A 25,483-nucleotide genomic window follows, 5' to 3' on the forward strand; every position below is an offset into this window, starting at 1 on the left:
AAGCAGCATCAAGGGGCAATAGGATGAAACTCAAAAGTAAACTGGTCGTTGGTAATATGCTCGCCGTGATACTCACGCTAGGGAGCTTTGCACTCTCTCAATGGCTTATCAACAGCCATTACAATGCCAAGGTACTAGAAGAAAACGGACAGCACATGGCGCAGCGTTTTATCGGCTATGCGAAAAGCCAAGCCGAACAAACGATGAGCTATCTCACTGAAGCGCTGCTTAACCCTATGTACTTTTACGATTTGGATGGGATTGAGCGGATTTTGGAACCGACGCTGCAAAACGTCTCTACGCTCGAAGTCAAGGTGTATGATTTCAATGGTACCGTCATTCACAGAGGCAGCCGTGAAGGGGATGCCTATGGCATGCCCCTGAATGATACCAATGTCGAACAAACGACACTCGGCAAACAGATGGAGTATCTGCACCATGAAGGGAATAGACTTATTATCGCCCGCCCACTGATTCTCAATCAGGAGCTGCTTGGCGGTGTGATGATGGTGTACTCATTGATCGCGATACAGCGTGACATCGCTGAAAACCAAGCGATCATTCAACAAATTAACCAAGCCAGCACAGAGCATAGCACCTTTTTAATTGTGGTGGTCACAGCGGTGATGTGTCTCGTCAGTTTTGTGATTTCAATTGTCATGGCCAACACCTTAATCAAACCCATCACAAAACTGGTGCGTCACTCTCAGCGTATCAGTCGGGGTCACTATCAAAATCTGAATAACATTGAGCGTGGTGATGAGCTTGGTGAGCTAGCCAAAGCCTTTAATGAAATGGACAATAACCTCAAAGAACGCAGTGATGCCATTCAATTTTTAGCTTACAACGACCCACTGACAAAACTACCCAATCGCACCCAGTTTTTGGGCTTTTTAGAGGGATTATTGGAGCAGCACCGCGTGAAGCCCCTGACGTTCGCGATTCTTTTCCTCGACTTGGATGAATTCAAACGCATCAATGACAACTTAGGTCATCAAGCCGGCGATGAGTTATTATGCAGCGTCGCAAGTAAAATCAGCGAGAACTTACGTCACAGTGATTTTGTCGCGAATCTACTCAGTCGTCACGCCAAAGAAAATAGCCTAATTGCCCGCGTCGGCGGGGACGAGTTTTTACTCTGTATTCCTCACATTGATCAACACGCAGCCGGTGACATCGCGCAGCGCCTGGTACACCTGTTTGAAGAACCGATATTACTCCAAGGGGTCAACGAATCCGTGGTCGTTGGCGCAAGTGTTGGTATTGCCCTCTTCCCTGCCAACGGCCAAAGTGCCGAGGAGCTGGTCAAAAACGCCGACATCGCGATGTACGCCGCCAAAACGCAAGGCAAAGGGCGTTACTGCCATTTCACCGCAGAGATGGAATATCAAGTACTCAATCGCGGCGTGATTGAACGAGAGTTGCGGGCGGCAATCATCGACTTTTCTCAGTTTGAAATCCACTACCAGCCGAAAGTGAATATGCAAACAGGTCGAGTCATCGGCGTTGAAGCGCTGATTCGCTGGAATCACCCAGCCAGAGGGTTAATCGCGCCAAGCGAGTTTATCCCCGTCGCAGAATCCACTGGGCTGATTCTACCCCTCGGACAGTGGATTATGGAAGAAGTGTGTCTGGCACTGAACAAGTGGCATCAGTTACCCCACACGGATGATTTTCATGTTGCAATCAACCTCTCTGCCAAACAGATTTATAACCAAGACATTGCCGCACGTCTAGCGGAACTGGTCGACAAACATCAGCTTCACGCCTCGCATCTGCACGTCGAGGTAACGGAAACCGCCTTGATGCTGGATATGGATAAAGCCAAAACAACGCTGGATAAAATCCGTCAATTGGGTATTGAAGTATGGTTGGATGACTTTGGGACAGGTTACGCGTCGCTCGCCTATCTGAGAGAGTTCAACGTCGATGGTTTGAAAATCGACCGTAGCTTTGTGTCTGATATTGAAGAGGATGAGAATGATCGCGCATTGTGCTCGGCCGTGATTTCAATGGCTCAGCAGATGAATATCAAAGTGGTGGCTGAAGGCATCGAAACCGCGCAGCAAGCACGCTACTTACTGAGCGAGCAATGTGAACTCGGCCAAGGGTATCTTTATTCGAAACCTGTTTACGCCGAGGCCATCAGCCGCATTCTCTACCAACAAGCGGAAGAAATGAGCGCCGGCAAGAGCGCCACGCTCTCCGTGGTTCCCCCGACGCTTCGAGATCATGGCTAACTAGCGCTGCTCAATCTCGCGAATCACGCGGCACAGGTTACCTGCGGCAACCACATTCGCCGGAACATCTTTCGTCACAACACTGCCCGCCCCGATAACCGTGTTATGACCAATGGTCACTCCTGGGCAAACAATCACACCACCGCCTAGCCAGACGTTATCACCAATGGTAATTGTGGTACCAAACTCAACGCCCTCTTCGACACGCCCTTTGACATCCAACGGGTGGCCTGCAGTGTAAAGCTGAACATTGGGAGCGAGCAACACGTTATCGCCAATGTACACCGGCGCCACATCCAAAATCACGCAGTTAAAGTTAGCGTAGAAGTTCTTACCCACATGAATATTACTGCCGTAATCACAACGAAACGGCGGCTCTAAATAGGCCTCTCCCGCATCAGGCAGCAAGCTGTCGATCGCCTCGCGCCATTCTGGGCTGTTGGGAATCGTGTTGTTGAGCTTGAGTAAGTGCTCTCTACAACGGATGCGCTCTTGGTAGAGTGTCTCGTCCCACGCATTGTACGGCTCACCAGCGAGCATTTTTTGTTTTTCGGTTTTGTTCATGATGACTCCTAGCCAAAAGTCGGTGATTTGCTGTCACTTTACGCGGGTTACTGTTTCGCTGCATAACACAACCAACGAGGTGTGATATATATCGCTCTGATTCAACAAAGAAACTCTGTTAACCTAACAGCAAGATTCACCCACATGGATGAGAGACCCAATGGCTAAGCATATCGCTACGGTGGAATGGCAAAGAGCACCCGATGAACCATTTAGTGACAATCAGTATCATCGCAGTCATCAATGGCATTTTGATGGCGGCGCTGTGATTGACGCGTCCTCCTCACCTCACGTTGTCCCTTTACCTTATTCGACAGAAGCCAACGTCGATCCTGAAGAGGCCTTTATTGCCGCTATTTCCAGTTGTCATATGCTGACGTTTCTTGGCATTGCGGCCAAACAGCGTTTCGTCGTCGACCATTACCACGATGACGCGGTGGGAAAACTGGAGGAAAACAGCCAAGGCTATAGCTCAGTGACGCAAGTAATTCTCTCTCCTCGTGTGATCTTCTCCGGTGAGAAACGGCCCACACGTCAACAGCTGGAAAAATTGCACCACTTAGCGCACCAACATTGCTTTATCGCCAACTCCGTCACCACCGAGATTATCACTCACATCGACACGGCCGAATAGGTCGTCTCGTGGCGGATTCATGTTACAATCCGCCTCAGCATTTAGGTTGCCCTGTGCGGTAGCCACCCACAACTACAGAGTATCATCATGGCGTTTTCTCACCTTGGCCTCAGCGAGCCGTTGGTTCGTGCAATCGACGAACTGGGCTACAGTAAACCGACCCAAATTCAAACCAAAGCTGTCCCTGTCATTTTACGTGGCGATGATTTAATCGCCGCGGCTCAGACCGGTACAGGTAAAACCGCCAGTTTTGTCTGGCCAATTTTGGAGCGACTCGCCCAAGGAGAGACTCAGCGTAAAAAACGTTTTCGTGCGTTAATTCTGGCGCCAACCCGCGAGTTGGCCGAGCAGATTGATGAAAAAATCCGCCACTACAGTCGCCACATGCCGCTCACCTCTGTCGCCCTGTTTGGTGGTGTGGATGATAAAGCGCAAAAGCAGACGTTGATCGAAGGCGTTGACATTGTGGTGGCAACACCGGGGCGCCTACTCGATTTATACGGCCAGCGCGCCGCCTATTTTGAAGAGGTCGAAGTGTTGGTGCTGGATGAAGCGGATCGCATGTTAGACATGGGTTTTATTGACGATCTGAACAAAATTCTCGACCGACTGCCAACCGATATTCAGCATCTCTTGTTTTCAGCGACCCTATCCAACAAGGTCCGAGAGCTTGCCAAGACGGCGGTTCACGATCCGTATGAAATCAGTATTGCCGCCAATCAGGCATCGAAAAAGAACATTGAGCAGTGGCTGATTACCGTTGATAAAGATAAAAAATCGGCCCTGTTGAGCCATCTCATCAAAGAGAACGACTGGGACCAAGCGCTGATTTTTATTGAGACCAAACATGGCGCGGCTAAACTCGCCGATCAGTTGGCCAAACGTGGCATTGACGCTGAAGCGTTTCATAGTGGTCGTAGTCAAGCGATAAGAAAACAGCTATTAGCGGATTTCAAAGCCGGTAAAATCCGTTACATGATCGCCACTGGCGTGGGCGCACGCGGGATCGATATTGAAGGGCTGACACGGGTGATTAACTACGACCTGCCTTTCCCTGCCGATGAGTACGTCCATCGCATAGGACGAACCGGTCGCGCCGATGCCCAAGGTGAGGCGATCTCGTTTGTCTCTAAAGACAACTTTAAGAACCTGTGCATGATTGAGAGCCGCTTAGGCCACTTGATTGAACGCCGTGAAGTGGAAGGCTTTGAGCCGCGCAAGCCGGTGCCGATTTCGATCCTCAACTATGTGCCGAAACATAAACGTCAACCTAAGGAAGAGTCATGAGTCACCCTGACATCAGTCATCCGACTAAGATGACGTTTTTCGAATTCTTGACACCACTGGTGGCACAAGGGAAAAAGACCATCACGATTCGAGATGAAGCTGAGTCCCATTATGTGCCTGGCACTGAAGTCGAGGTGTTGACACTCGAGACGCAGCAGAGCGTTTGCACCATTCGCATTCTTTCTGTGGAGCCACTGCGCTACGACGACATCAACGAATTTCACGCAGAGCAAGAGCACCTCCCGTTGCCTGAGCTGAAAACCTTGATTCGTGACATCTACCCCGATCTGGATCAACTGTTTATGATTCGTTTTGAGCGAGTGGCATAGCCTTTTTCACTCGCCCAGTGCGTGTCTGAATCAGTAGGCACGCACTGATCAACCCCAGTCCAACCCAGCCTTGAATGCTGAGCCTCTCACCTAGAAATATCACTGCCAGCAGTGCTGCCACCAAAGGCTCAAACAGAGTTAGTAGTGTCGCCGTGCGCACTTCGACCCTGCGCAATCCAAAACCAAACAGCAGGTAGCCGACAAACATCGGGATCACAGCCATATATAGAGAGACAGCGCTGTTGATTGCTGATGCAAATAGGGCACTTCCCGTCCAAAATAGTGTAGGCAGCAACAAACATGCACCAAGGCCGAAAATCGCCCCCATCGCACTTTGGGATCGTACACCTAAAGTAATAAGCTGCTTTGCTGCCAGTGAATAACCGGCATAACTCGCCGCTGCCACTAACCCCAACACAACACCGAATGTAAAACGCCCATTGTCCAAGGTGTTCACGCCATCACCTTTGGTTAGGGTTAACAGCATGACCCCAATCGCCCCAAAAGCGAAACTGATTAGCCATTGTGTCGATAGCGCTTTAACCGTGCCAAAAAGACGCTCAAAACAGACGGTAAACAGTGGCGCAGTGGCAATAGAAACCACCGTCCCTATCGCAACACCTGACCACCGCATCGAGGTATAAAACGCCAGCGGGTACAAGGTTAAAGCCAACGCGCCCAAAATCAGCGTACGAACATGTTGGCGCAAAATTGCCAGGTCTTTTATGAGTGCGGGAACAGCGATAAACGCCAAAAGTAATCCCCCCAATCCCATCGCAAAGGCACCGATCGCTAACGGGTGAATGGTCGGAGCGAGCGCCGCAGCGCTGCCAGTGGTTCCCCAAAGTAAGGAAGCGAATAGGATGGCACCAATAGATTGCCATTGTGAAGAAGAAACGTGAGCAGACATTGCCTAATCCAAGCCAGAAATACTCCATTTAGCTTACGGCAAGCCTAAGATATCCAATGTGCAGAAAGGACGGTTTATTCGGTTATTCTGATGATTATGGCGCTGTTAGAGATGACGTACTTGCTTCGGTGACAGTGAAAAGTGCACCTGAAATCGCCGCGAGAATGCCGACGCGTCTTGATAACCACACTGCTCTGCAATTCGAGCAATACTTAAGTCGGTGTGAGTCAATAGTGCATGAGCTCGTGACATACGCTCTGCCGTAATATACGCGTGAACGGTTTGTCCGGTGTGCTTTTTGAATTGCGATTTAAATTGTGTCGCACTCAAACAGGCGATTCGACTGAGAGATTCAATGCCCATCGGCGCATCGATATGAGCACTGATGTGCGCTTTTACCCTCTGAATTCGGGCATCACCACTGCGCTGCATTTCTTGTCGTGCTAGCAGCGATGTAAACAGTTCAAATGCTTGACTTTCCAAAGGCGTATCAACAGACTGCTCCAGTTGCGCTGCGAGAAACTCAATGTAGTGCTGAAGTGGTGTCGAGATTGAGAACACCGGCATCTTGGCAGTCAGTAAGGGCTCTGGCAACGTGTCGCTATCCACGACTAAAAAACGGGCGGCTTCATCGGCTCGGAAGATGTGCTCAAGTGTTTTCTTCACCACCACACACTCTCCCGGCGAAACCTTTCCACGATAGTCTTCAAGCTCAATATCAATCGCTCCGCTTAGCGGCAGAACCAATTGATGATAAGTGTGCCAATGACCGCGTTTTTGTTTGGTGTATGAGCGAACACTGATGTCCATACTGTTCCTTGTCCCACTGCAAGAGCAGCTCATTGATTGACGCACTAGACGACTGGTCTATTTTTACACTATAGTAGCGGCCATGAACGCAAAAACACAAGATACTCGTCAGCACATTCTCAATATTGGTTATCAGTTGGTGGTCAATAAGGGCTTTACCGCCGTGGGGTTGTCTGAACTGCTGAGCACCGCCCAAGTGCCGAAAGGCTCTTTTTATCACTATTTCAAATCGAAAGAGCAGTTTGGCGAGGCGCTAATTAGCGAATACATTCGTGAGTACATGGCGCGCAGCAACGCGATATTGACTCAGACCGATCTGAACGGTTTTGAACGACTCGTTCACTATTTCTCTCGCTGGCTGGAGAAAGATTCAGGCACCTGCAATGCGAACCGCTGTCTTGTGGTCAAGTTGAGTGCTGAAGTCGCCGATTTATCCGAGCCGATGCGTCAATCGCTCGCCAAAGGCGCAGAAATGGTGATAGAAAGCCTTGCTCGCTGTATTGAAGTGGGCATTGACGATGGCTCGGTCCAGGTAGTCAACGCACATGCCACGGCCACACAGTTATATCAACAATGGTTAGGTGCGAGTTTGCTCAACAAACTTGTTCAAGATGAAACCCATCTTGAGCTGTGTTTACTTAGCTCCAAAGCCTTGCTAGGTGTTCCAGCCGTCAAGTAGCGCTGGCTCATCACACTTTGCTCCCCCGTTATCGACTATGCTGGTAGCGGGATTTTTTGGCCACACAACTAGACGACTGGTCTAATAACATAACTAAGACGTACTTTATGTCATGTCTACACAGGAGAACATCATGTCAGATTCCATTAACCGACGCGTAGTGCTTGCATCTCGCCCCAATGGCGCCCCCACTGCGGATAATTTTCGTCTAGAGACAACGGACATTCCAAGCCCAGCAGAGGGCGAAGTCCTGTTGCGCAGTGTTTATCTCTCCCTTGACCCGTACATGCGCGGGCGGATGAGTGATGCAAAATCCTACGCAGACCCGGTTGCTATCGGTGACACCATGGTCGCAGGTACCGTGTGTCAGGTCATCGAATCTCGCCACGATCAGTTTAAAAACGGTGATTGGGTGCTGGCCTACAGCGGATGGCAAGATTACGCACTGTCAAATGGCGAAGGCCTAATCAACATGGGCCAAAACCCGGCGCACCCTTCCTATGCGCTCGGCGTAATGGGCATGCCTGGCTTTACCGCTTACATGGGCCTACTTGATATTGGAGCCCCCAAAGAAGGCGACACGCTGGTCGTGGCTGCCGCCACTGGCGCGGTCGGTTCTATGGTTGGCCAAATCGGTAAATTGAAAGGTTGTTACGTTGTCGGTGTAGCCGGCGGAGAAGAAAAATGCCGTTATGCGGTAGAGCAGCTTGGCTTTGATGCGTGCATCGACCATAAAGCGGACGACTTCGCTGATCAACTCGCCACGCATTGTTCAAAAGGCATTGATATCTACTTTGAAAACGTTGGCGGTAAAGTGTTTGACGCTGTTATGCCATTGCTCAACACTGGCGCGCGCGTACCATTGTGTGGCCTTATCTCACAGTACAACGCGACCTCTTTGCCACAAGGGCCAGATCGCCTGTCAATGTTGATGGGGCAATTGCTCGTTAAACGCATCAAGATGCAAGGCTTCATCATTTTTGATGACTACGGTCACCGTTATGGTGAGTTCGCTCAAGATATGAATCGTTGGCTGGCAGAAGGTAAGATTCACTACAAAGAGCACATGGTGGAAGGGCTAGACAACGCGCCTGATGCCTTTATTGGCCTGCTCGAAGGGAAAAACTTCGGTAAGCTGGTCGTTAAAACCAACGAGCCGGTATAAGGAGTCGTCATGATTACGCTGCACCACCTAAACCAATCGCGCTCTAAGCGCATCATTTGGCTACTAGAAGAGCTGAATCTTGAGTATAAAATCGCGCCTTATCAACGTGATAACGTCACGTTTCTCGCGCCACCTGAACTCAAAAGTGTTCACCCTTTGGGTAAATCGCCCGTCATTGAAGACAAAGGAGTGGTGATCGCTGAATCTGGGGCCATTACAGAGTACCTAATCCAACGTTACGGGCCACATCTCGCACCTAAAGCAGATAGCGATGACTATGTCGATTACCTGCAATGGCTGCATTTCGCTGAAAGCTCAGCGGCGCTGCCCTTGCTACTGAAGATGTTTGTCGCCAAAGATGGCGCGCAGACCAACTTCCTTGCCGGCTACGCCGATCTTGAGTTAGATAAGGTGATGAGTTACGTCAATCAACGTTTAGAAGGTAAACGTTACTTGGTCGCCGACACCCTCACCGGTGCGGATATCATGATGTCTTTCATCGTGGAAATCTTAACCAAGTTCGGACTACTGGAGCGCTACCCTCATATCGCTACCTACGCCAAGCAACTTGCGACTCACGACAAGTTCAATAAAGCGGAGCAGTTAGAAGCGCAATATGGTTAAACCGTAGGCGTTAGCACCGTTAGATATCAAAACGCCGCCCTTTTTAGTCACTAAAAGGGCGGCGTTTTCTTTGGTTATTCTGTCGCTTCGTGAATCGCTTCTTTGGTGTCCTTCCATACTTTGGAGGAGTCTTCTTTCACTCCTTCCCAGGTGTTGGAACAACCGGCGAGAAGTAAGACAAGGGTTGCAATCATGGCAGAGAGTTTCATCGTTAATCCTTTACAATTCCGCGTTCGTTTCGACAAAGTAGATTAACCAAGTTATGGATGGCAAAAAAGGGCTAAATCGCCCTTTTTGTCACACTTCTGACCGAAGCTTATCGCAAGCAAATATTCAATTTATGCCACTTGGACGGAGCCGTTCATCTATGTCAGAATGACCGCTTTCAACGTCACACAATGAACGCCCTACTATGAATTTCCAAGCCGCAATTTTTGATATGGATGGCCTATTACTCGATACCGAGCGCCTCTGTATGCAGGTGTTTGAACAAGCCTGCGCCAACGTTAACCTTCCGTTCTACCCCGATGTCTACCTCTCCATCATTGGCCAAAACGCGGTCAGCATTGATAAGACATTTCGTAAGGTGTACCACGACGATCTCGATAAGCTCGATGCAGAATGGCGTAAAAACTACAAAGCCATCGTTAATCATCAAGCCATTCCGGTCAAAGAAGGCGTGCTTGATCTGCTGAAGTGGTTAAAGGCGAACAAGATCCCAACCGCTGTTGCCACCTCATCACAACGAGAGGTTGCCACGGTGAAATTAAAACTGGCGGGATTGGATCAATACTTTGATTCTCTAACGTGCGGCTGTGAAGTGACCCAAGGCAAACCTGACCCAGAGATTTATTTACTCGCCGCTCAAAGGCTCGGCGTTGAGGCCGCGCAATGTGTGGCGTTTGAGGATTCGAACAATGGTGTGCGCAGCTCCATGGCTGCCAATATGACGACGTTTCAGATCCCTGATTTGGTCGCGCCTTGTGAGGAAGTATTGGCATTAGGCCACTACGTCGAGTCTTCGTTATCGGATGCGCTGGCGCGCCTGAAAACGGAAACAATGGTGGCCTAACACCTAGGCACTATGAATAGATTTTGCTCTCGGCGCGGCGGTTAATATGCGACGCCGAGGGTTCATCGAAATCGACCAAAATCAGTTCACTGTACTTTTTCTGTTGCAATTTCAATGGTTTAACTTGCTGCTGGTGTTTACGACGCTTTTGGCGCGCCTTTCTAATCATCTCATCCATGGTATGACTCCCTAGCTAACTGTGGTCAAACAGTTGTTCGATTTGACCGCAGTTTCACTGTAGCAGTTCCCTCTTTTTGCTCCATTGAATTTCCTATCTGCTGTGTAAAATGATCGGATTTTGTGATCCTGTTTGAAAGCGCAGCACCGATCGCTTGCAAATAAGAAGGCTGAAATGTGCTCAAGATAGTGCCCTGCCTCTGACGAGTATCGTCGTCCCTATTACTGATTATCTCGCCTAACGCATCCGCCGATATGCCAAAGCACTCTGTGTCATAACTCAAGGTTCTATCAAACTGCTCCAAGAGCCTTTTAATTCTCTCTTGCCACCCCAACGTGTGAAGTATGCCCTATGATGTTAGGGCAAAAAGCAACGTTGGATAAGGAATTAGAATGACTAACCAATACGTACCACCTAAAGTTTGGACAATGGAAGAAGGCAACGGCGGACAATGGGCCAGCATCAACCGACCAGACTCAGGCGCGCGCCACGAAAAAGCCCTACCCGTTGGCGAGCATCCGCTACAACTGCATTCTCTGGCGACGCCAAACGGACAAAAGGTCACCATCTTACTCGAAGAACTGCTTGCACTCGGTGTGAAAGAGGCGGAGTACGACGCTTACTTGATCAAAATTGGTGACGGTGATCAGTTTGGTTCTGGCTTTGTCGAAATCAACCCAAACTCAAAAATCCCGGCCTTAGTGGACCGTTCTGGTGAAACGCCCATCAACGTCTTTGAATCTGGCCACATCCTGCTTTACCTTGCGGAGAAGTTTGGTCATTTCCTACCTAAAGATCATGCGGCGCGAACCCAAGTGATGAACTGGCTATTTTGGCTGCAAGGCTCTGCGCCTTATCTGGGCGGCGGCTTCGGTCACTTCTATGCGTATGCACCAGAGAAATTCGAGTACCCGATCAACCGATTTGCGATGGAAGCCAAGCGTCAGCTCGATGTACTCGACAAAGAACTGGCGAAGCACACCTACCTCGGTGGTGAAGAGTACAGCATCGCCGACATCGCCACCTGGCCGTGGTATGGCAATCTGGTGTTAGGTCACGCCTACAATGCCGCAGAGTTCTTAGACGTCGACAGTTATCAACACGTCAAACGCTGGGCGAAAGAGATTGAAGCGCGAGAAGCGGTGCAGCGTGGCCGCATCGTTAACCGTGCATGGGGTGAAGAGTGGGAGCAAGTGCCTGAACGCCACAGCGCGGCAGACATTGATAAAGTGCTCGCACTGAAACCTTAATTGCCCTCGACCTCCTCTACTGAATAACCCATTCAGCTCATAACCAAGGCAAAAACTGCCTTGGTTTTTTTTGCTCAATAGCCAATTTTGGTGAGAACCAACTTGTGATCGGAACCGTTGGGTGTCGAGAGACTTTCTCTGTGGCACAAACGCCGCCCAGCATTCGCCGATTGTAGCCAAAGGTGATCAATGGCAATCATGGTTGATGCAGGCGTTGCTACTTGTGCGCCCCAATTAGGCCAACTGGCCACCGGCGCGGTCTGAAAGGTGGGGAACAGCTGCGCAAAACGTCGGCTGATGGAGGATAGGTTAAAGTCTCCGACGATCAGCACTTCATCATCAGGGTATTGCTCATTCAACGACTCAATGGTTCGAATTAACGCGTTGCGACGATGCCAGAGTTCTTTGCTGCGCGGAGAAGGTGGATGCGCCACCATTAAAGTGATGGGATCTTGTTTTGGTGGATGCCATACCGCACGAATCACGCTCTGCTGATCCGGCGTGTGAAACACAGAGGCGTCCGTTAACGGAGTAGTGCTGAGAATCATTTGGCTCGACGGATAACCGATGCCCTCTTGGCCGCCATAGAAAAACGGATAGCGGTCATCGAGCAATTTAAGCTGCTCACCAATCTCAGGCGCCACTTCCTGCATAACAATCAAATCCGCCGGCTGCGCTAATAAGTAATTGATGAACTGATGGATATCTGGGTTTTCGTAGTAGAGATTGTATTGCAAGACGGTGACGGGGGTATCGCAATCAGCGACGAGTGCTTGGCTGCCTTTGGGTGTCATCAAGGCAAACGCGCCGGCAAGGACAAGGCAGACGAGCGTTTGACCATAACAGCGTGCCAGCCCCAACACAAGGGCAAGCAGTACATAGCCAAACATAAACAGCGCTGGAAACGCGACGATATTTTCTACCCACCAGAGGGACTCTTTCAGTGATAACCCTGCCCAGCACAAGGCTGGGAAATAGACAATTGCCCAAAGAATCCAACGCTTCACTCCACCTCTCCCTCAACGTTAGCGCCACTTGAGACAAAGCCCAATCGCGCGTAACAAATTAGAGTAAGTATGGTCGATGATTGACGTTTTCACCGAGTTTTTAACGGCTTAGCCCAAGGCTAAGCCGTTAAGATCGGCTAAAGTACACCACGTGATTGTCTAAAGCGGCTCCACGCGTACGGCTGCGACCTTAAATTCCGGGATCTTAGCGTGCGGATCTTTGGCCGTGGTGGTCAAACGGTTGACCGGTGACTCCACAAAATGGAACGGAATAAACACTACCCCAGGCTGCATACGCTTGGTGACAAAAGCGTCGATCTCAATCTCACCTCGCCTGGTGGAGACTTTCAGTCGTTGCCCATTGCCAATGCCTAAGCGCTCGGCATCCTGCACACTGATCATTGCTCTTGGCCCGGCAAGATTATCCAACCCTTGGGTTTTTCTCGTCATGGTACCGGTGTGAAATTGCTCCAGCACGCGGCCGGTAGTCAGCACCAATGGGAACTCCTCATCCGGTAGCTCTGCGGCATAGCGAAAAGGAATCGCCTCCATTTGCCCTTTGCCACGCGAAAACTGCGTCTGATGCATGATACGCGTCCCTTCAGGGTTATTCTTATTGCTCGGCCACTGCACGCCATTAGGCGGGATGTTGGCCCACTTTAAACCACCATATTGTGGCGTGACTCGTGCTATTTCATTGGTGATATCCGAGACCTGACGATAACGCCACTCCCCGCCCATCGCATTGGCGATTTCCTGAATGATCCACCAATCTTCTTTCGCCTCGCCCGGCGGCGCTACCGCAGGAGTAATGCGCTGCACTCGGCGCTCAGTGTTGGTAAAGTGGCCCGCCTTCTCAGCAAAGCTACACGACGGCAAGACCACATCAGCGTACTGCGCGGTTTCGGTAAGGAAGATGTCTTGCACCACCAAAAAATCCAGACTCTCAAGCCCTTCAATCACGTGGGCTTGATCCGGATCGCTCAGTACCGGATTTTCACCCATCACATACAAGCCGCGTACGCTGCGATCGCACGCGCCATCGATGATTTCTGTTAAGGTCAATCCGGGCGTAAGCGATAGATTGGGCGCATCCCAAGCGAGGGCAAATTTATCTCGCACCAAGGGGTTATAAACCTTTTGGTAGCCCGGGTAGTTATTGGGCAGCGCGCCCATATCACACGCACCTTGCACATTGGATTGACCGCGCAGAGGGTTAATACCGCCGCCTTCAATACCGATGTTGCCGCACAAGAGTTGCAAATTGGCGATGGAACGAACGTTATCATGACCGGTAGTGTGCTGAGTGATGCCCATTGAGTAATACACAGCGGTGCGTTTCGCCGTGCCTATCATGCGCGCCATAGCGAAAATATCGTCCGCCTTCACACCGGTGACCAGCTCCACGTTGTCTAACGCGTATGAGGGCGACATCACCTCTTGCATCATGGTATCAAAACCGTCTACGCGCTCTTCGATGTAGTCGCGGTCATACCAACCGTGTTTGATGATTTGCTGCATTACGCCATTAATCAGCATTACATCGGTCCCCGGACGATGCGCAAGATAGAGCTCAGCGTGATCGGCCATGGCGATGCGTTTTGGGTCGGCGACAATCAAGCGCGCGCCATGGTGACGCACCGCTTGTTTGATGTGCGAAGCGATGATCGGGTGCGCAGATGAGGTATCGGATCCTATGATAAAGATGATGTCAGAATGCTGAATGCTCGGAATATCATTGGTCATCGCGCCACTGCCAAGCGCCGCTTCAAGCCCAGTGACTGTGGATGCGTGGCACAAACGCGCACAATGATCGACGTTGTTGGTACCCAGCTCGCGACGGATGAATTTCTGAAACGCGTAGTTGTCTTCATTGGTGGTTTTCGCAGAGGAGAAACCGGCCAGCGCATCCGCACCAAAGTCACGCTTGATGGCAGAGAACTTGTTCGCAATCAGCGTAATCGCTTCAGACCAAGACGCCGGTTGCAACCAACCATCTTTACGAATCAACGGCGTGGTGAGACGCTCGTCACTGCCAATAAAATCAAAACCAAAGCGACCTTTGACGCACAACATGCCCTCGTTAACTGGAGAGACTCCGCCTGTCACCGCCATGATACGATTGCGTGCTTCATCCACATGCAGCGTCAGCTTACAGCCAACGCCGCAGTAGGTGCATATGGTATCCACCTGTTTCAATTCAATATCCCGGCCTTGCGCTTTATTGCGCTTATCCACCATCGCCCCAGTCGGACACGCTTGCGTGCACGCACCGCACTGTACGCAGGCGGAATCGCCCATTAAGCTGCCATTGGGGCCAAAGTTAGGTCGTAAATCGGGGCGAAGTTTCGGGTGGCCTTTTTCGTCGGTCATAAAGCTCAGCACGCCATGAACGCTTTGCTCACGACACGCTTGTATGCATTGACCGCAACTGATGCAACGATTGGCATCAAAAACAATAAACTCTGAGCTGCTATCGACGCAGAATTTATGCCGCTCATCGCGCACCGCTTGCCAATCGGCTGCGGATTGAACCTTCACCGATTGCGGGTGGTGTTGCTCGGCCTGATAAGTGGTGGCGTAGTCACGCAGCGCACAATCGGTGTTGGCTTGGCAGCCACATTCTAGACAGCGCGCGGCTTCCGCCATGGCTTGCTCGTTATCAAAGCCTAGCTCGACTTCGTCAAACGAGCATTCACGCTGTTCGGCGCTGAGCTCAGGCATGATCATCCGCTTCACCTGCTCTATCTGCTTAAACTGAGCAGGGTCGACTTTGTTTAGCGACGGCTCTTTGCGCGCGTTAAATGGTTTGACAGGCAGTGATGCCATAGTGCCATTGAAAAAGCGATCGATGGCTTGCGCGGCAATTCGCCCATCCGCTACCGCTTCAATGGCAGTGGCAGGGCCTCGGCGAAAATCACCGATACTGAACAAGTTGCCACTGCCGTGATGCATGGTAGTCTCATCCACATCAGCGGTATTCCAACGGGTGATAGGAATATCCAGTGTTTCATGACGCATGAAATCCAGATCTGGGGTTTGTGACACGGCCGCTATCACGGTATCAAACGCTTGTGTGAAATACTCACCGGTCGGCTCTGGACGACGACGACCTGAGGCATCGGGTGTCCCTAGCGCCATGCGCTCAAAGGTGACTTGATGTACGCGCCCTTGCTCGTCCGCATGGTTTTCCACTGGGTTAGTTAAAAAGTGGAACTTGATCCCTTCGTGTTCCGCTTCCACGATTTCATAATCTTCGGCAGGCATTTCATCGCGGGTACGACGATAAATCAGTGTGGTATCGGCGCCAGCTCGCACCGCAGTGCGCGCGCAATCTATCGCGGTGTTGCCCCCACCGATCACCGCCACTTTTTTCCCGGTGGTAAAGCGCTGCTCGGTAACGTAATCCTTGAGGTAATCCACTCCAAGATAACAACTCTCAAACGTGCTTCCCGGGTAGTGCATTTCGACCGCTTTGGACGCGCCAACCGCAAGACAAACGGCGTCATACTCTTCACTCAGCGCACTGAGTGTGTTCGCCTCACCTAACTTGCTGTTGGTATGAATCGTCATGCCGTTGCGACACAGCAGAGCTATTTCTTGATCAAGAATCGATTTGGGTAAGCGATACTCAGGGATACCATAACGCAGCCAGCCCCCGGCTTGTAGCATCGCCTCAAACACGTCCACTTGATAGCCTTCATTCGAGAGGTAGTAGCCCGCTGTCAATCCGCCCGGCCCACTGCCAACAATCGCGACACGTTGTGGCTTGTCGGCTTTTTTCTCCGGTACATAGGCCTGATAGGCACGCAGATCAGCGTCGGCTGCGTGGCGTTTGAGCTGGCGAATCGCGATCGGCTCATCGACGAGCGAGCGGCGACACTCACTTTCACAAAACGCAGGACAAACGCGGCCAATCGACAATGGCATCGGCAGCGTTTTTTTAATCACTTCGACCGCTTTTTGATGATCATTTTGCGCAATATGGTAGAGATAGCTCTGAATATCGACCCCAGCGGGACACGCGGTCTGACACGGCGCTTCACAATCGGCGTAGTGATCTTCCATGATGCGATTTAAGGCCCGGCGGCGATGCTCTGAAAGCGCAGGAGACTGAGTCACCACATTGAGCCCAGAGTAGACCTTCAATTCACAGGCACGTATCATGCCGCCACTTTCCACTTCGACCACACACAAATCGCATGGGATTTTGTCGTTTGAACGGTTCAAACCACACAAAGATGGGATCTCAACGCCGCAGACGTTCGCGACCTCAAGTAACGTTTTGTCCGTTTCGACAATTCGATAAGCTCCATCAATGATTATCTCAATCACACCGCACTCCATTCTTTGCGACATTACACCTTTATTAACCATACAATATTAATGGTTAATAACCTGTGATTGATCACACATTCGTACTCTTTAGCACGTGAATTTCCGCAGTGGATTTCATGTCAAGCCTATGCTCACCTAAGTTTCTGATATTGTTCAGCACCCATCGATAATCATACAAATAAATTAGGCATCATATTGTTAACAGAAAGGGTAATTATGTGGCACGTCATTTTCATATTTGTAATGTATAATTTCGTTTTTAACATTTAATTATAGATAACAATAATGTTACTTTAGACACCGTTGGTCACACCGATGAATCAAGAGTTTAATTGACGAAAAACGGTGTTAATGAGACACCATTCTTTCGGTATTTTTATGGTGATTACTATTGGGGTAATGACTTTGAAAATATCGCTTTAAATGGCGTTTAATAACACTCTGTACGTGTGGCAAACATTCCAAACTATCTCATTTCATACTTTGATCCGTGCGGTTTGCCCACTGCACGGTTTTTTTTCGTCTTTTTCTCGAGACATCGCATTTTGTGAAGCATCGCAATAATTATCCACTTGATTAACAGGTGAATAATTTTTCTCATGTCGAAGCGCCAGTTTGCCCCCTATAATTATCCAATTGTTTAATTGTTGATTGGAGAAGCCCGTGCAAGAGAGACCACGCCGCGCAGGTCGACCGACGCAAAACATTGATGCCCGAGACGCGCTCATCCTCCATGCGCGCGAATTGTTTATGGCGATGCCGTATGACAAGGTCTCGACACGTTTAGTTGCGCAAAAAGCGGGGGTCAACGCCGCGATGATTCGCTACTACTTCGGCAGCAAAGAGGGGTTGTTTGAGACCATGTTGAGAGACACACTCGAGCCGATGAAACATCAGTTGCAACAGATGTTTAGTGTCGGTTCTCAGCAAAGTTTTATCGACATTATGCGCACTTACTATCAAGAAATGCACAAAACGCCGCACTTTCCCAAGCTCATTTGGCAAGTGATGAATATGCCTGAGTCGCAAACGCAGCGAAAACTCATGCAGAAAGTCTTTGATGACGTGGGCCGGCCTATGCAGTCAATGATTTTTGAGAAGCTGGCCGCCAACGGCATTATTCGCCCGGGTATGGATCCCCTGCTGTGTCGAGTCTCCTTTATCAGCTTGATGGTGTTTCCGTTTATCGCACCCGCTTCTCTTCTCTCGATTCATGGCATTGAACTGAGCGAATCTTTTTTAAACCGATTACTTGAACACAATATTGACGTTCTTAAATATGGCTTTTTACAAGCCCAAGGCGAACACGATGAAAATTAATAAGAAACTGCTGTTTTTCCCCGCCCTTGGGGTCGGGATCCTCATTCTCGCCCTCGCGATCATGACCAAGCCGCAACTACCCGTAAAGCCAGCGGGTGAGCGTGCCAGACTGGTCGATACTCAAACACTGGAACTCAAAGCGATGGCACCACTGGCGATTGGTTTTGGCAAGGTTGCGCCGAAAGTCGAGTGGAAAGCCATCGCGGAAGTCACCGGGAAAATTGTCTATCGACACCCGGATCTTGAAAAAGGACAAGTCCTGCGTGCGGGGACGGAAATTCTGCGTATTGACCCGCTCGACTACGAACTCAAATTGGTTCAAGCCCAAGCTGATCTCAATTCTGCTCACACCTCTTTAGCTAAGCTCAACCAAGAAGAAGACAACCTCAAACAGACGTTAGTGATTGAGTCAAATCGACTCGACATCGCCAACAAAGAACTCGCGCGCCAACAAAACCTGCGTCAAAAAGGGCTGAACTCTCAATCCGACGTTGACCAGCAGCAGCAAAGCACCTTATCGCAACGTAAACTGGTGCTCGACATCGAGAACCAAATCGGCTTGATGCCTGACGAAAAACGCGTTGCAGAGGCACAAGTAAAAGTGGCAACCTCCAAAGTGGACGAGGCCAAGCGCTCTCTCGAGAAAACCATCATTCGCTTGCCTTACGACTTACGCATCGCCAGCGTTGATATCGAGCAAGACCAAGTGGTCAATCTACAGCAAACCATGGTGGTCGCTCATGGCATACAAGTGATGGAAGTGGAAGCGCAGCTCTCGATTCATGACATGCTGACTATCGCAGCAAGCCTAGGTGAATTTGGCCGCGACGAATCCGGCATTCCGCAACCCAATATGACGGATATTAAAGCCAACGTGCAGTTAAGCAGCGGAAACCTCAAAGCCTCGTGGCCTGCGCGTGTGGCGCGCATCAGTGAAACGGTCGATCCTAACCAAGCGACGGCGGGCGTCATCCTCGAAATCGAGCAAGACTATCGCGCACTTGCGCCGGGCGCTACGCCGCCACTGGTTAATGGCATGTTTGTGCGCGCGGAAGTCGAAGGCCAAGCCAACCCGAGTTGGGTTATCCCTGAGCGGGCCCTCCATGGCAATACCATTTATCTGCTCGATGAAGAGAGTAAATTGCGCATGGTGCCGGTTGAGGTACTTTATCGCCGTGATAACCAAGTGGTGATCGAGGGGGATTTGGAGCAAGGCCAAGCGTTGATTCTCAATGATCTCCTCCCTGCGATTGAAGGGATGCTGCTCAAAAATGCGCGTTCGCAACAGGAGCCGAAATCATGATTCGTTTTTTCGCCAAGCACCCAACGGCGGCCAACTTATTGATGCTCACCTTGCTACTGCTCGGCGTGACATCTCTCACCACCATCAAACGTGAGACATTCCCTGAGTTTGATCCACCTTATATCATGGCGGGCGTCGTCTACCCCGGCGCGTCGCCACAAGAGGTCGAAGAGAGCATCTGTGTGCGCATGGAAGACGCGGTGGATGGTCTGGCCAATATCGTTGAAACACGCTGTGAGGCGGTCGAAGGCTCAGCGCGTTTAGTGCTCAAACTGGACGAGAAAGCCGATATTGGCCGCATGTTGGTGGATGTGCAAACTCAAATCAACGCCATCAACGATTTTCCGCAGGAGATCGAATCCCCTATCGTTCAAGAGCTAGATTGGAACGAGCCTGTGGTTGATGTGGCTATCACCGCAGATACCACATGGCCAGAGTTAAAAGCCTACGCCGAACAGCTTAAGCGAACGTTAAAACTTGACTATGGTGTGTCGCTGGTCGATGTGGCCGGGTTTTCTGATCACCAATACCGAGTGGAACTCGATACCAGTGCCATTCGCCAACTGGGTCTGAGTGTTGGCGATATCGCGACGCAAATCGGCAAGCAGAACGTCAAACTGCCCAGTGGCAACGTGGAAACACCTGACAAAAACTTTCTCATTCGCTTTGATGAGCGACGCGTCACACCAGAGGCGCTCGAAACGATTGTGGTTGGCTCTGGGCCAAATGGTTCTCTGATTCGCTTGCGAGACGTGGCCAAGATCACCGATCGTTTTGAGCTCGATGAGCAAAAAGTGCTGTTTGATGGTCACCCATCCGCCCTACTTAAAGTGAGCAAAAACAAAGAAGACGACGCACTGCGCATTAAAGAGCGCGTGGCTGCCTTCGTGGCCGACCAACAAGCGCACGCGCCCGATGGCGTCACCCTTGAAATGACCAATGACCTCTCATCGGTGTTATGGGACCGCCTGACCATGATGGTACGCAACGGCTGGCAAGGAATCGTGTTGGTGTTTGCCACCATGTGGCTCTTCTTTAGCCTACGCTACTCGTTTTGGGTGGCCGCAGGCTTACCGGTGGCTTTTTTAGGTGGGCTGTTCTTGATGGCGCAGCTTGGGCTATCCATTAATATCATGTCCTTGGTCGGCTTATTGATGGCGATCGGTATCATGATGGATGATGCCATCGTCATCGCTGAATCCATTGCCGCCCATTTAGATCGAGGTGAAGAGATCGATGACGCGGTGATCAAAGGCGTCAAAAAAGTGCTCCCTGGGGTGATCTCCTCCTTCTTAACCACGGTGTGCATCTTTGGTAGCTTGCTGTTCCTGCAAGGAGAGATGGGCGCAGTGCTCAAAGCGGTGCCGCAAGTGCTGATTTTGGTCTTAACGCTCAGCTTGGTGGAAGCGTTTTTGATTTTGCCGAATCACCTGTCGCACTCATTGCACAAGCAGAAAGTTGAAAAAGCGCCTAATCGTTGGAAGAAACAATTACTCGATCGATTTGAGCATTTTCGCAACACCACGTTGGTCAACGCCGTCGACAAAGTGGTGGCCTACCGTTACGCGTTTTTGGGTGCGGTGGTGGCGATGCTGTTGATCTCTGCCTCAACACTGGTGAGTGGCATTTTGAAGTTCCAACCCTTTCCTGAACTGGATGGTGATATCGCCGAGGCACGCGTGATTTTGCCGCCGGGATCTTCGCTGCGCCAAACTGAACAGGTGGTGGATCACATTGTTGCTTCAGCGCGCAAACTCGATAAAACCTGGAGTCAGGAGTTTGAGCAAGGCAGACCGCTTGTAGAGCACATCACTAGCCAGTTTAATACCAACGCGGATGCCAATGAATCGGGCCCGCACATTGCGACGGTGAGACTCGATCTACTTGGCGCGGAAAGTCGCAACACCCTTATTGATGATTTCATTGCCGCGTGGCGTGATGATGTCGGTGAGCTCGCCGATCCCATCTCTTTGGTGTTTAAGCAGCCGACGATGGGGCCGGGTGGCCGCGCGATTGAAATTCGCGCCAAACACGATTCATTGGAAGAGCTTAAAGCCGCCTCCATCGAGATTCAACAATACCTCAATGAATTTGATGGCGTGCATGGCGTCTTAGATGACATGCGCATGGGTAAAGAAGAGGTGTTGGTGAAGCTGCGCCCAGGCGCTGAGAGCTATGGGGTCAACGGGCAACTGATCGCATCGCAACTTCGCGCGGCGTTCTTTGGACAAACGGCGGATGAAATTCAAGTCGGCGTGGAGAACATTTCTATTGAGGTGAGGCTGGACAAAACGCAGGCTGGCGATCTTGGCCAGTTGGCCAACTTCCCTATCATTCTTGCAGACGGCAGCCAGATCCCACTGGCCAGTATTGCAACCTTGGATTTCCAACGCAATTACGTGCGCATTCAACGTATTGATGGGCTAAGAACCGTGAGTGTGTTTGGTGATACTGACAACACCAAAGCCAACTCCACCGCCATCATTCGTCAGTTTCAGCAGCAAGAAGCGCCAAGACTGGTCGCTAAATACCCGGGGTTGAGATTTGATTTTGAAGGCGAAGCGAAAGACGCCGCGGAAACCGGCGCCTCAATGGGTAAAGGATTTTTGCTCGGACTGTTTGGCGTGTTCGCCATCTTAAGCTATCAGTTCCGCAGCTATCTTGAGCCGTTTGTGGTCATGCTGGCGATTCCACTGGCGTTTATCGGTGTGGTGTGGGGCCACGTGCTGCTTGGCCACCCATTGAGTATGCCGAGTATGATGGGCTTTGTATCGCTGGCGGGGATCGTGGTGAACGATTCCATCTTACTGGTGCAGTATATCCGCCACCATGTCGATGAAGGGGACAGCGTGCACGACTCCGTGGTCAAAGCGAGTCGCGAGCGTTTTCGCGCCGTCTTTCTCACCTCGATGACCACCGCCGCCGGCTTACTGCCGCTCCTGACGGAAACCAGTTTGCAAGCGCAGGTTATCCAGCCACTGGTCATCTCGATTGTGTTTGGTATCTTCGCCTCGACACTCCTGGTGCTGTTTATGATCCCGGCTGCCTACGCCATCCTAGCGGATTTTGGCTTGGTGCATAAACACGAGGAAATCTAACAAAAAATAAGGCCAGAGAACATGCTCTGGCCTTATCTTAGAATTCTCTCATCCGAGCAATTACGCTGCTTTAGATGATTGAGCGATTTGTAGATCTTTAGCTGGGTAAGTCAACATCAATCCGTCCGCTTTAACGTGCACGTAAAAACCGCCACTGCTTAAACCGTAAACGGTCATTGGGCCGAAGTCCTTACCTTTTGTCGCTACTACCACATCACCGATTGCGTACATTTAAACCACCTCAATTAACTGGATTTTTCACTAACCTACCTTAGGTTATGCGGCGACTGTAAGGGCATTTTTATCCGGTGCCTAATCCAGTTTTTTATCGTTTCGATTAGCAATAGTTAACCATTTTCAATTAGCGCTGGATTTCTCGTAATAGATTGAAAATAATGACCAATCAACACCTTCCCATTCACCGAGGGTGCCAACGAACAAATATGGGAGAGCGGGCAATGACGCAACCGATCTATCTCTTTGATTGGGGAGATACCTTAATGGTCGATTTTCCAGACCAAAGCGGGAAAATGAGTACATGGGAAAAAGTCGAAACGGTAGAAGGCGCCGAGCAGACGTTACAAGTACTCGCAAAAGAGCATGCGGTTTACGTGGCCACCAGCGCTCAGCACTCCTCAGAAAGAGACATTGAACAAGCCTTCCAGCGAGTCGGGTTAGACAACTACCTGAACGGCTACTACTGCAAGGCGAACCTAGGGTTAGAGAAAACCAGTGTGGCGTTTTACGACGCCATCGCACAATCGCTGGAGGTTGAACCAAGCCATCTGATCATGGTTGGAGATTCACTGGAAAAAGACATCTACCCTGCCCAACAAGCCGGGCTCAATACGGTTTTGTACAACCCAAACAACGATGCGGTACCTGAAGGCATCACACACATCCAGTCACTGACTCAGTTGCTCGAACGCGACTAAAGTACAAGCCAGAGAACAAAAAAGGCAGAGCTCAGTGGTCAATACCACCTTGGCTCTGCCCTTTTCATCTGTGACAAACTCGAGACATTAACGTCAGATTAAGCCGCCGTGGGTTTGGGCTGATAGCGACCCGGTTTATGGTTCATGGCCAAGATAAGGTTAGTCGCAATCGCGCCCAGTACCGACAATAGAATCAGATGGATATCGATGATAAACAGCGACAAAATCACGATGGTACAGTCAAGACCCATTTGCACTTTACCGGCACGAACACCAAAACGCTCCTGAAGAAACAGCGCCAAGATGTTAAAGCCACCTAAGCTCATTTTGTGACGGAATATCACCAGCATACCAACGCCGATTAATCCACCACCCAGTAACGCCGCATACACGGGTTCAATACGGGCAATCTCAATCAAGTGATGAAGATGGTCGACCGCAAACGACACTATGGTCACCGCAATAAACGTGTTGATGGTAAAACGCCAGCCCATACGAGTGACCGACAAAATATAGAAGGGTAAGTTGAGAGCGAAAAACACCTGACCAAAACTGAAATCACTCACTTTAGTGAGGAAAATCGCCAACCCCGCGGTGCCACCCGTGAGCAGACCTACCTTGTTAAAGAAGATCACCCCAAGTGAGACCAGGGCACTACCTAAAATGAGGGCGAGTAAGTTTTCTCGCAAGCTATGTTCGTTGTCCATAATCCGGCTTCCTATCCTTTAGATTCAAAAAATTCTCAGAATCAAACGGGCATAAGATGAAGTTGTTTGGCAAAAATGTCGAGATCGTCCGTGATAATGATCACATCATAAGTGTTAAAGGAAGTTTACACAGTGTTCACCAATTCAGTGCATTTAGGGCGTACCAGCCCATCCCGCCGTGTGTTGAAAGAGGTTGAGCGCAACTCGGTGAGCGCTGTGCCGCTTTGATCCGTACAACGCCTTGTGATTAAACAGACACAAGCGTCATTGAGAGGAGTAAAGCAGAGGATGAAGGTTTTAATCGTGGGTGGCTCTGGCGGTATTGGCCTTGCTATGGTCAAACAGCTTATTGAAGATGACACTGTCGACACCGTTTATGCGACGTTTCGCCAACGTCAACCGTTGCTTTCGCATCCCAAGCTCAACTGGTTTTTGGTGGATGTGTGTGATGAGGCGCAGATTGAGCACTTAAACCAAACCATCTGCCAACTCGATTGGGTCATCAATACGGTGGGCCTGTTGCATGACGACACGCATCAACCAGAAAAGCGACTTGCGCAGCTCGACAGCGCGTTTTTCCTTCGCTCAATGCAAACCAACGCACTGGCGACATTGTTGCTCGCTAAACACTTGCAACCGCTGCTGATGAAGAGCAAACAGCCGAAATTTGTGAGCTTATCGGCTCGGGTTGGCAGTATCAGTGACAACCGTTTGGGTGGCTGGTATAGCTACCGCGCCTCAAAGGCGGCGCTCAATATGATCATCAAAACCCTGAGTATTGAGTGGTCACGGTTTAAGCCGAGCAGTTGCGTATTCGCGCTGCATCCTGGGACAACCGACACGGCGCTGTCGAAACCTTTTCAATCCAATGTCCCCGAAGGAAAACTGTTTTCCCCTGAGCGTGTCGCGCGTCAATTACTGACGATGGTGTCACAGGCCGATGAGCAGCTCAGCGGTGAGTTTCTCGCTTATGACGGGGCGCGCATTGAATGGTGAATGACCTTTAACAGACGATCACGCCATTGGCCACCAC

The 25,483-nt window shown here is 50.4% G+C and carries 23 protein-coding genes; 14 read left to right on the top strand and 9 right to left on the bottom strand.

Translation table 11 applies throughout. The features are described from left to right. Positions 1-23: 23 nt before the first annotated feature. Positions 24-2,240: a putative bifunctional diguanylate cyclase/phosphodiesterase gene (locus tag AC6R03_RS12470; RefSeq protein ID WP_500628370.1), complete on the top strand. Its 2,217-nt coding sequence runs from the start codon at positions 24-26 to the stop codon at positions 2,238-2,240. Here the strand turns inward: AC6R03_RS12470 and AC6R03_RS12475 are convergent, their stop codons facing one another. Further along, a complete protein-coding gene (locus AC6R03_RS12475; RefSeq protein WP_500631995.1) occupies positions 2,241-2,804 on the bottom strand; it encodes a sugar O-acetyltransferase in 564 nt (187 codons plus the stop codon). It abuts the gene before it with no gap. Positions 2,805-2,964: 160 nt separating this feature from the next. Between AC6R03_RS12475 and AC6R03_RS12480 the strand changes: the two genes are divergently transcribed. The 3 genes from AC6R03_RS12480 to yqfB all read left to right on the top strand — a co-directional run bounded on the left by AC6R03_RS12480 (position 2,965) and on the right by yqfB (position 5,054). Continuing rightward, positions 2,965-3,438: an OsmC family protein gene (locus tag AC6R03_RS12480; protein ID WP_500628372.1), complete on the top strand. Its 474-nt coding sequence runs from the start codon at positions 2,965-2,967 to the stop codon at positions 3,436-3,438. A gap of 87 nt (positions 3,439-3,525) precedes the next feature. Beyond that, the gene (locus AC6R03_RS12485) at positions 3,526-4,725 is read left to right on the top strand and encodes a DEAD/DEAH box helicase (protein ID WP_500628373.1); all 1,200 of its coding nucleotides are present in this window, start codon (positions 3,526-3,528) and stop codon (positions 4,723-4,725) included. After that, positions 4,722-5,054, top strand: coding sequence for a N(4)-acetylcytidine aminohydrolase (gene yqfB, locus AC6R03_RS12490; RefSeq protein ID WP_487901553.1), 333 nt, complete (start codon positions 4,722-4,724; stop codon positions 5,052-5,054). Before AC6R03_RS12485 ends, yqfB begins: the two co-directional genes overlap by 4 nt. On the opposite strand, the gene AC6R03_RS12495 is transcribed toward yqfB, so the two are convergent. Together AC6R03_RS12495 and AC6R03_RS12500 are read right to left on the bottom strand one after the other, a co-directional pair. After that, complete coding sequence (locus AC6R03_RS12495; protein ID WP_500628374.1) at positions 5,026-5,964, bottom strand: DMT family transporter; 939 nt, start codon at positions 5,962-5,964, stop codon at positions 5,026-5,028. The genes yqfB and AC6R03_RS12495 overlap by 29 nt on opposite strands. Before the next feature lie 105 nt (positions 5,965-6,069). Continuing rightward, the gene (locus tag AC6R03_RS12500; RefSeq protein WP_487901555.1) at positions 6,070-6,774 is read right to left on the bottom strand and encodes a helix-turn-helix domain-containing protein; all 705 of its coding nucleotides are present in this window, start codon (positions 6,772-6,774) and stop codon (positions 6,070-6,072) included. An 82-nt stretch (positions 6,775-6,856) separates the two neighbouring features. On the opposite strand from AC6R03_RS12500, the gene AC6R03_RS12505 reads away from it, so the two are divergent. The 3 genes from AC6R03_RS12505 (at position 6,857) to AC6R03_RS12515 (ending at position 9,242) form a co-directional block, all read left to right on the top strand. Continuing rightward, a complete protein-coding gene (locus AC6R03_RS12505) occupies positions 6,857-7,453 on the top strand; it encodes a TetR/AcrR family transcriptional regulator (RefSeq protein ID WP_500628375.1) in 597 nt (198 codons plus the stop codon). Positions 7,454-7,586: 133 nt separating this feature from the next. Then, on the top strand, positions 7,587-8,618 hold the full coding sequence (curA, locus tag AC6R03_RS12510) for an NADPH-dependent curcumin/dihydrocurcumin reductase (protein ID WP_500628376.1): 1,032 nt from the start codon (positions 7,587-7,589) through the stop codon (positions 8,616-8,618). 9 nt (positions 8,619-8,627) lie between these two features. Then, positions 8,628-9,242, top strand: a complete 615-nt coding sequence (locus AC6R03_RS12515; RefSeq protein WP_500628377.1) for a glutathione S-transferase family protein — start codon at positions 8,628-8,630, stop codon at positions 9,240-9,242. Between the two features lie 74 nt (positions 9,243-9,316). Here AC6R03_RS12515 and AC6R03_RS12520 read toward each other — a convergent pair whose 3' ends face one another. After that, complete coding sequence (locus tag AC6R03_RS12520; protein WP_334551715.1) at positions 9,317-9,451, bottom strand: entericidin EcnAB; 135 nt, start codon at positions 9,449-9,451, stop codon at positions 9,317-9,319. Positions 9,452-9,654: 203 nt separating this feature from the next. On the opposite strand from AC6R03_RS12520, the gene AC6R03_RS12525 reads away from it, so the two are divergent. Next, positions 9,655-10,314, top strand: a complete 660-nt coding sequence (locus tag AC6R03_RS12525; protein WP_487901560.1) for an HAD family hydrolase — start codon at positions 9,655-9,657, stop codon at positions 10,312-10,314. Between the two features lie 10 nt (positions 10,315-10,324). Here AC6R03_RS12525 and AC6R03_RS12530 read toward each other — a convergent pair whose 3' ends face one another. Further along, positions 10,325-10,492 carry a hypothetical protein gene (locus AC6R03_RS12530; RefSeq protein ID WP_500631996.1) on the bottom strand — a complete coding sequence of 56 codons (168 nt, stop codon included), beginning with the start codon at positions 10,490-10,492 and terminating at the stop codon, positions 10,325-10,327. Positions 10,493-10,884: 392 nt separating this feature from the next. Here AC6R03_RS12530 and yghU point away from each other — a divergent pair, with 392 nt between their 5' ends. Next, positions 10,885-11,742 carry a glutathione-dependent disulfide-bond oxidoreductase gene (yghU, locus tag AC6R03_RS12535; RefSeq protein WP_500628378.1) on the top strand — a complete coding sequence of 286 codons (858 nt, stop codon included), beginning with the start codon at positions 10,885-10,887 and terminating at the stop codon, positions 11,740-11,742. A gap of 74 nt (positions 11,743-11,816) precedes the next feature. Here the strand turns inward: yghU and AC6R03_RS12540 are convergent, their stop codons facing one another. Both AC6R03_RS12540 and fdhF read right to left on the bottom strand, forming a co-directional pair. Then, positions 11,817-12,749, bottom strand: a complete 933-nt coding sequence (locus AC6R03_RS12540) for an endonuclease/exonuclease/phosphatase family protein (RefSeq protein ID WP_500628379.1) — start codon at positions 12,747-12,749, stop codon at positions 11,817-11,819. Positions 12,750-12,908: 159 nt separating this feature from the next. Further along, positions 12,909-17,084 (bottom strand): formate dehydrogenase subunit alpha, encoded by a 4,176-nt coding sequence (gene fdhF, locus AC6R03_RS12545; RefSeq protein WP_500631997.1) that lies wholly within the window; start codon positions 17,082-17,084, stop codon positions 12,909-12,911. A gap of 666 nt (positions 17,085-17,750) precedes the next feature. Between fdhF and AC6R03_RS12550 the strand changes: the two genes are divergently transcribed. Genes AC6R03_RS12550 through AC6R03_RS12560 form a run of 3 tightly spaced genes read left to right on the top strand, consistent with a single transcriptional unit; the run spans position 17,751 to position 22,808 of the window. Continuing rightward, entirely contained in the window at positions 17,751-18,407 is a 657-nt protein-coding gene (locus AC6R03_RS12550; protein WP_500631998.1) for a TetR/AcrR family transcriptional regulator, read from the top strand. Beyond that, a complete protein-coding gene (locus AC6R03_RS12555) occupies positions 18,397-19,710 on the top strand; it encodes an efflux RND transporter periplasmic adaptor subunit (protein WP_500631999.1) in 1,314 nt (437 codons plus the stop codon). Before AC6R03_RS12550 ends, AC6R03_RS12555 begins: the two co-directional genes overlap by 11 nt. Then, positions 19,707-22,808 carry an efflux RND transporter permease subunit gene (locus AC6R03_RS12560; RefSeq protein ID WP_500632000.1) on the top strand — a complete coding sequence of 1,034 codons (3,102 nt, stop codon included), beginning with the start codon at positions 19,707-19,709 and terminating at the stop codon, positions 22,806-22,808. The genes AC6R03_RS12555 and AC6R03_RS12560 overlap by 4 nt, the downstream gene beginning before the upstream one ends. Before the next feature lie 60 nt (positions 22,809-22,868). Here AC6R03_RS12560 and AC6R03_RS12565 read toward each other — a convergent pair whose 3' ends face one another. Further along, positions 22,869-23,039: a hypothetical protein gene (locus AC6R03_RS12565; RefSeq protein ID WP_334551700.1), complete on the bottom strand. Its 171-nt coding sequence runs from the start codon at positions 23,037-23,039 to the stop codon at positions 22,869-22,871. Between the two features lie 227 nt (positions 23,040-23,266). Between AC6R03_RS12565 and AC6R03_RS12570 the strand changes: the two genes are divergently transcribed. After that, positions 23,267-23,743 carry an HAD family hydrolase gene (locus AC6R03_RS12570; protein ID WP_500632001.1) on the top strand — a complete coding sequence of 159 codons (477 nt, stop codon included), beginning with the start codon at positions 23,267-23,269 and terminating at the stop codon, positions 23,741-23,743. Positions 23,744-23,841: 98 nt separating this feature from the next. On the opposite strand, the gene AC6R03_RS12575 is transcribed toward AC6R03_RS12570, so the two are convergent. Then, the gene (locus AC6R03_RS12575) at positions 23,842-24,450 is read right to left on the bottom strand and encodes a DUF6198 family protein (protein WP_500632002.1); all 609 of its coding nucleotides are present in this window, start codon (positions 24,448-24,450) and stop codon (positions 23,842-23,844) included. Between the two features lie 288 nt (positions 24,451-24,738). Here AC6R03_RS12575 and AC6R03_RS12580 point away from each other — a divergent pair, with 288 nt between their 5' ends. Beyond that, positions 24,739-25,446 (top strand): SDR family oxidoreductase, encoded by a 708-nt coding sequence (locus AC6R03_RS12580; protein WP_500632003.1) that lies wholly within the window; start codon positions 24,739-24,741, stop codon positions 25,444-25,446. Positions 25,447-25,483: the final 37 nt, after the last annotated feature.

It is taken from the genome of Vibrio sp. R10-SG-ISO4, from assembly GCF_059834135.1.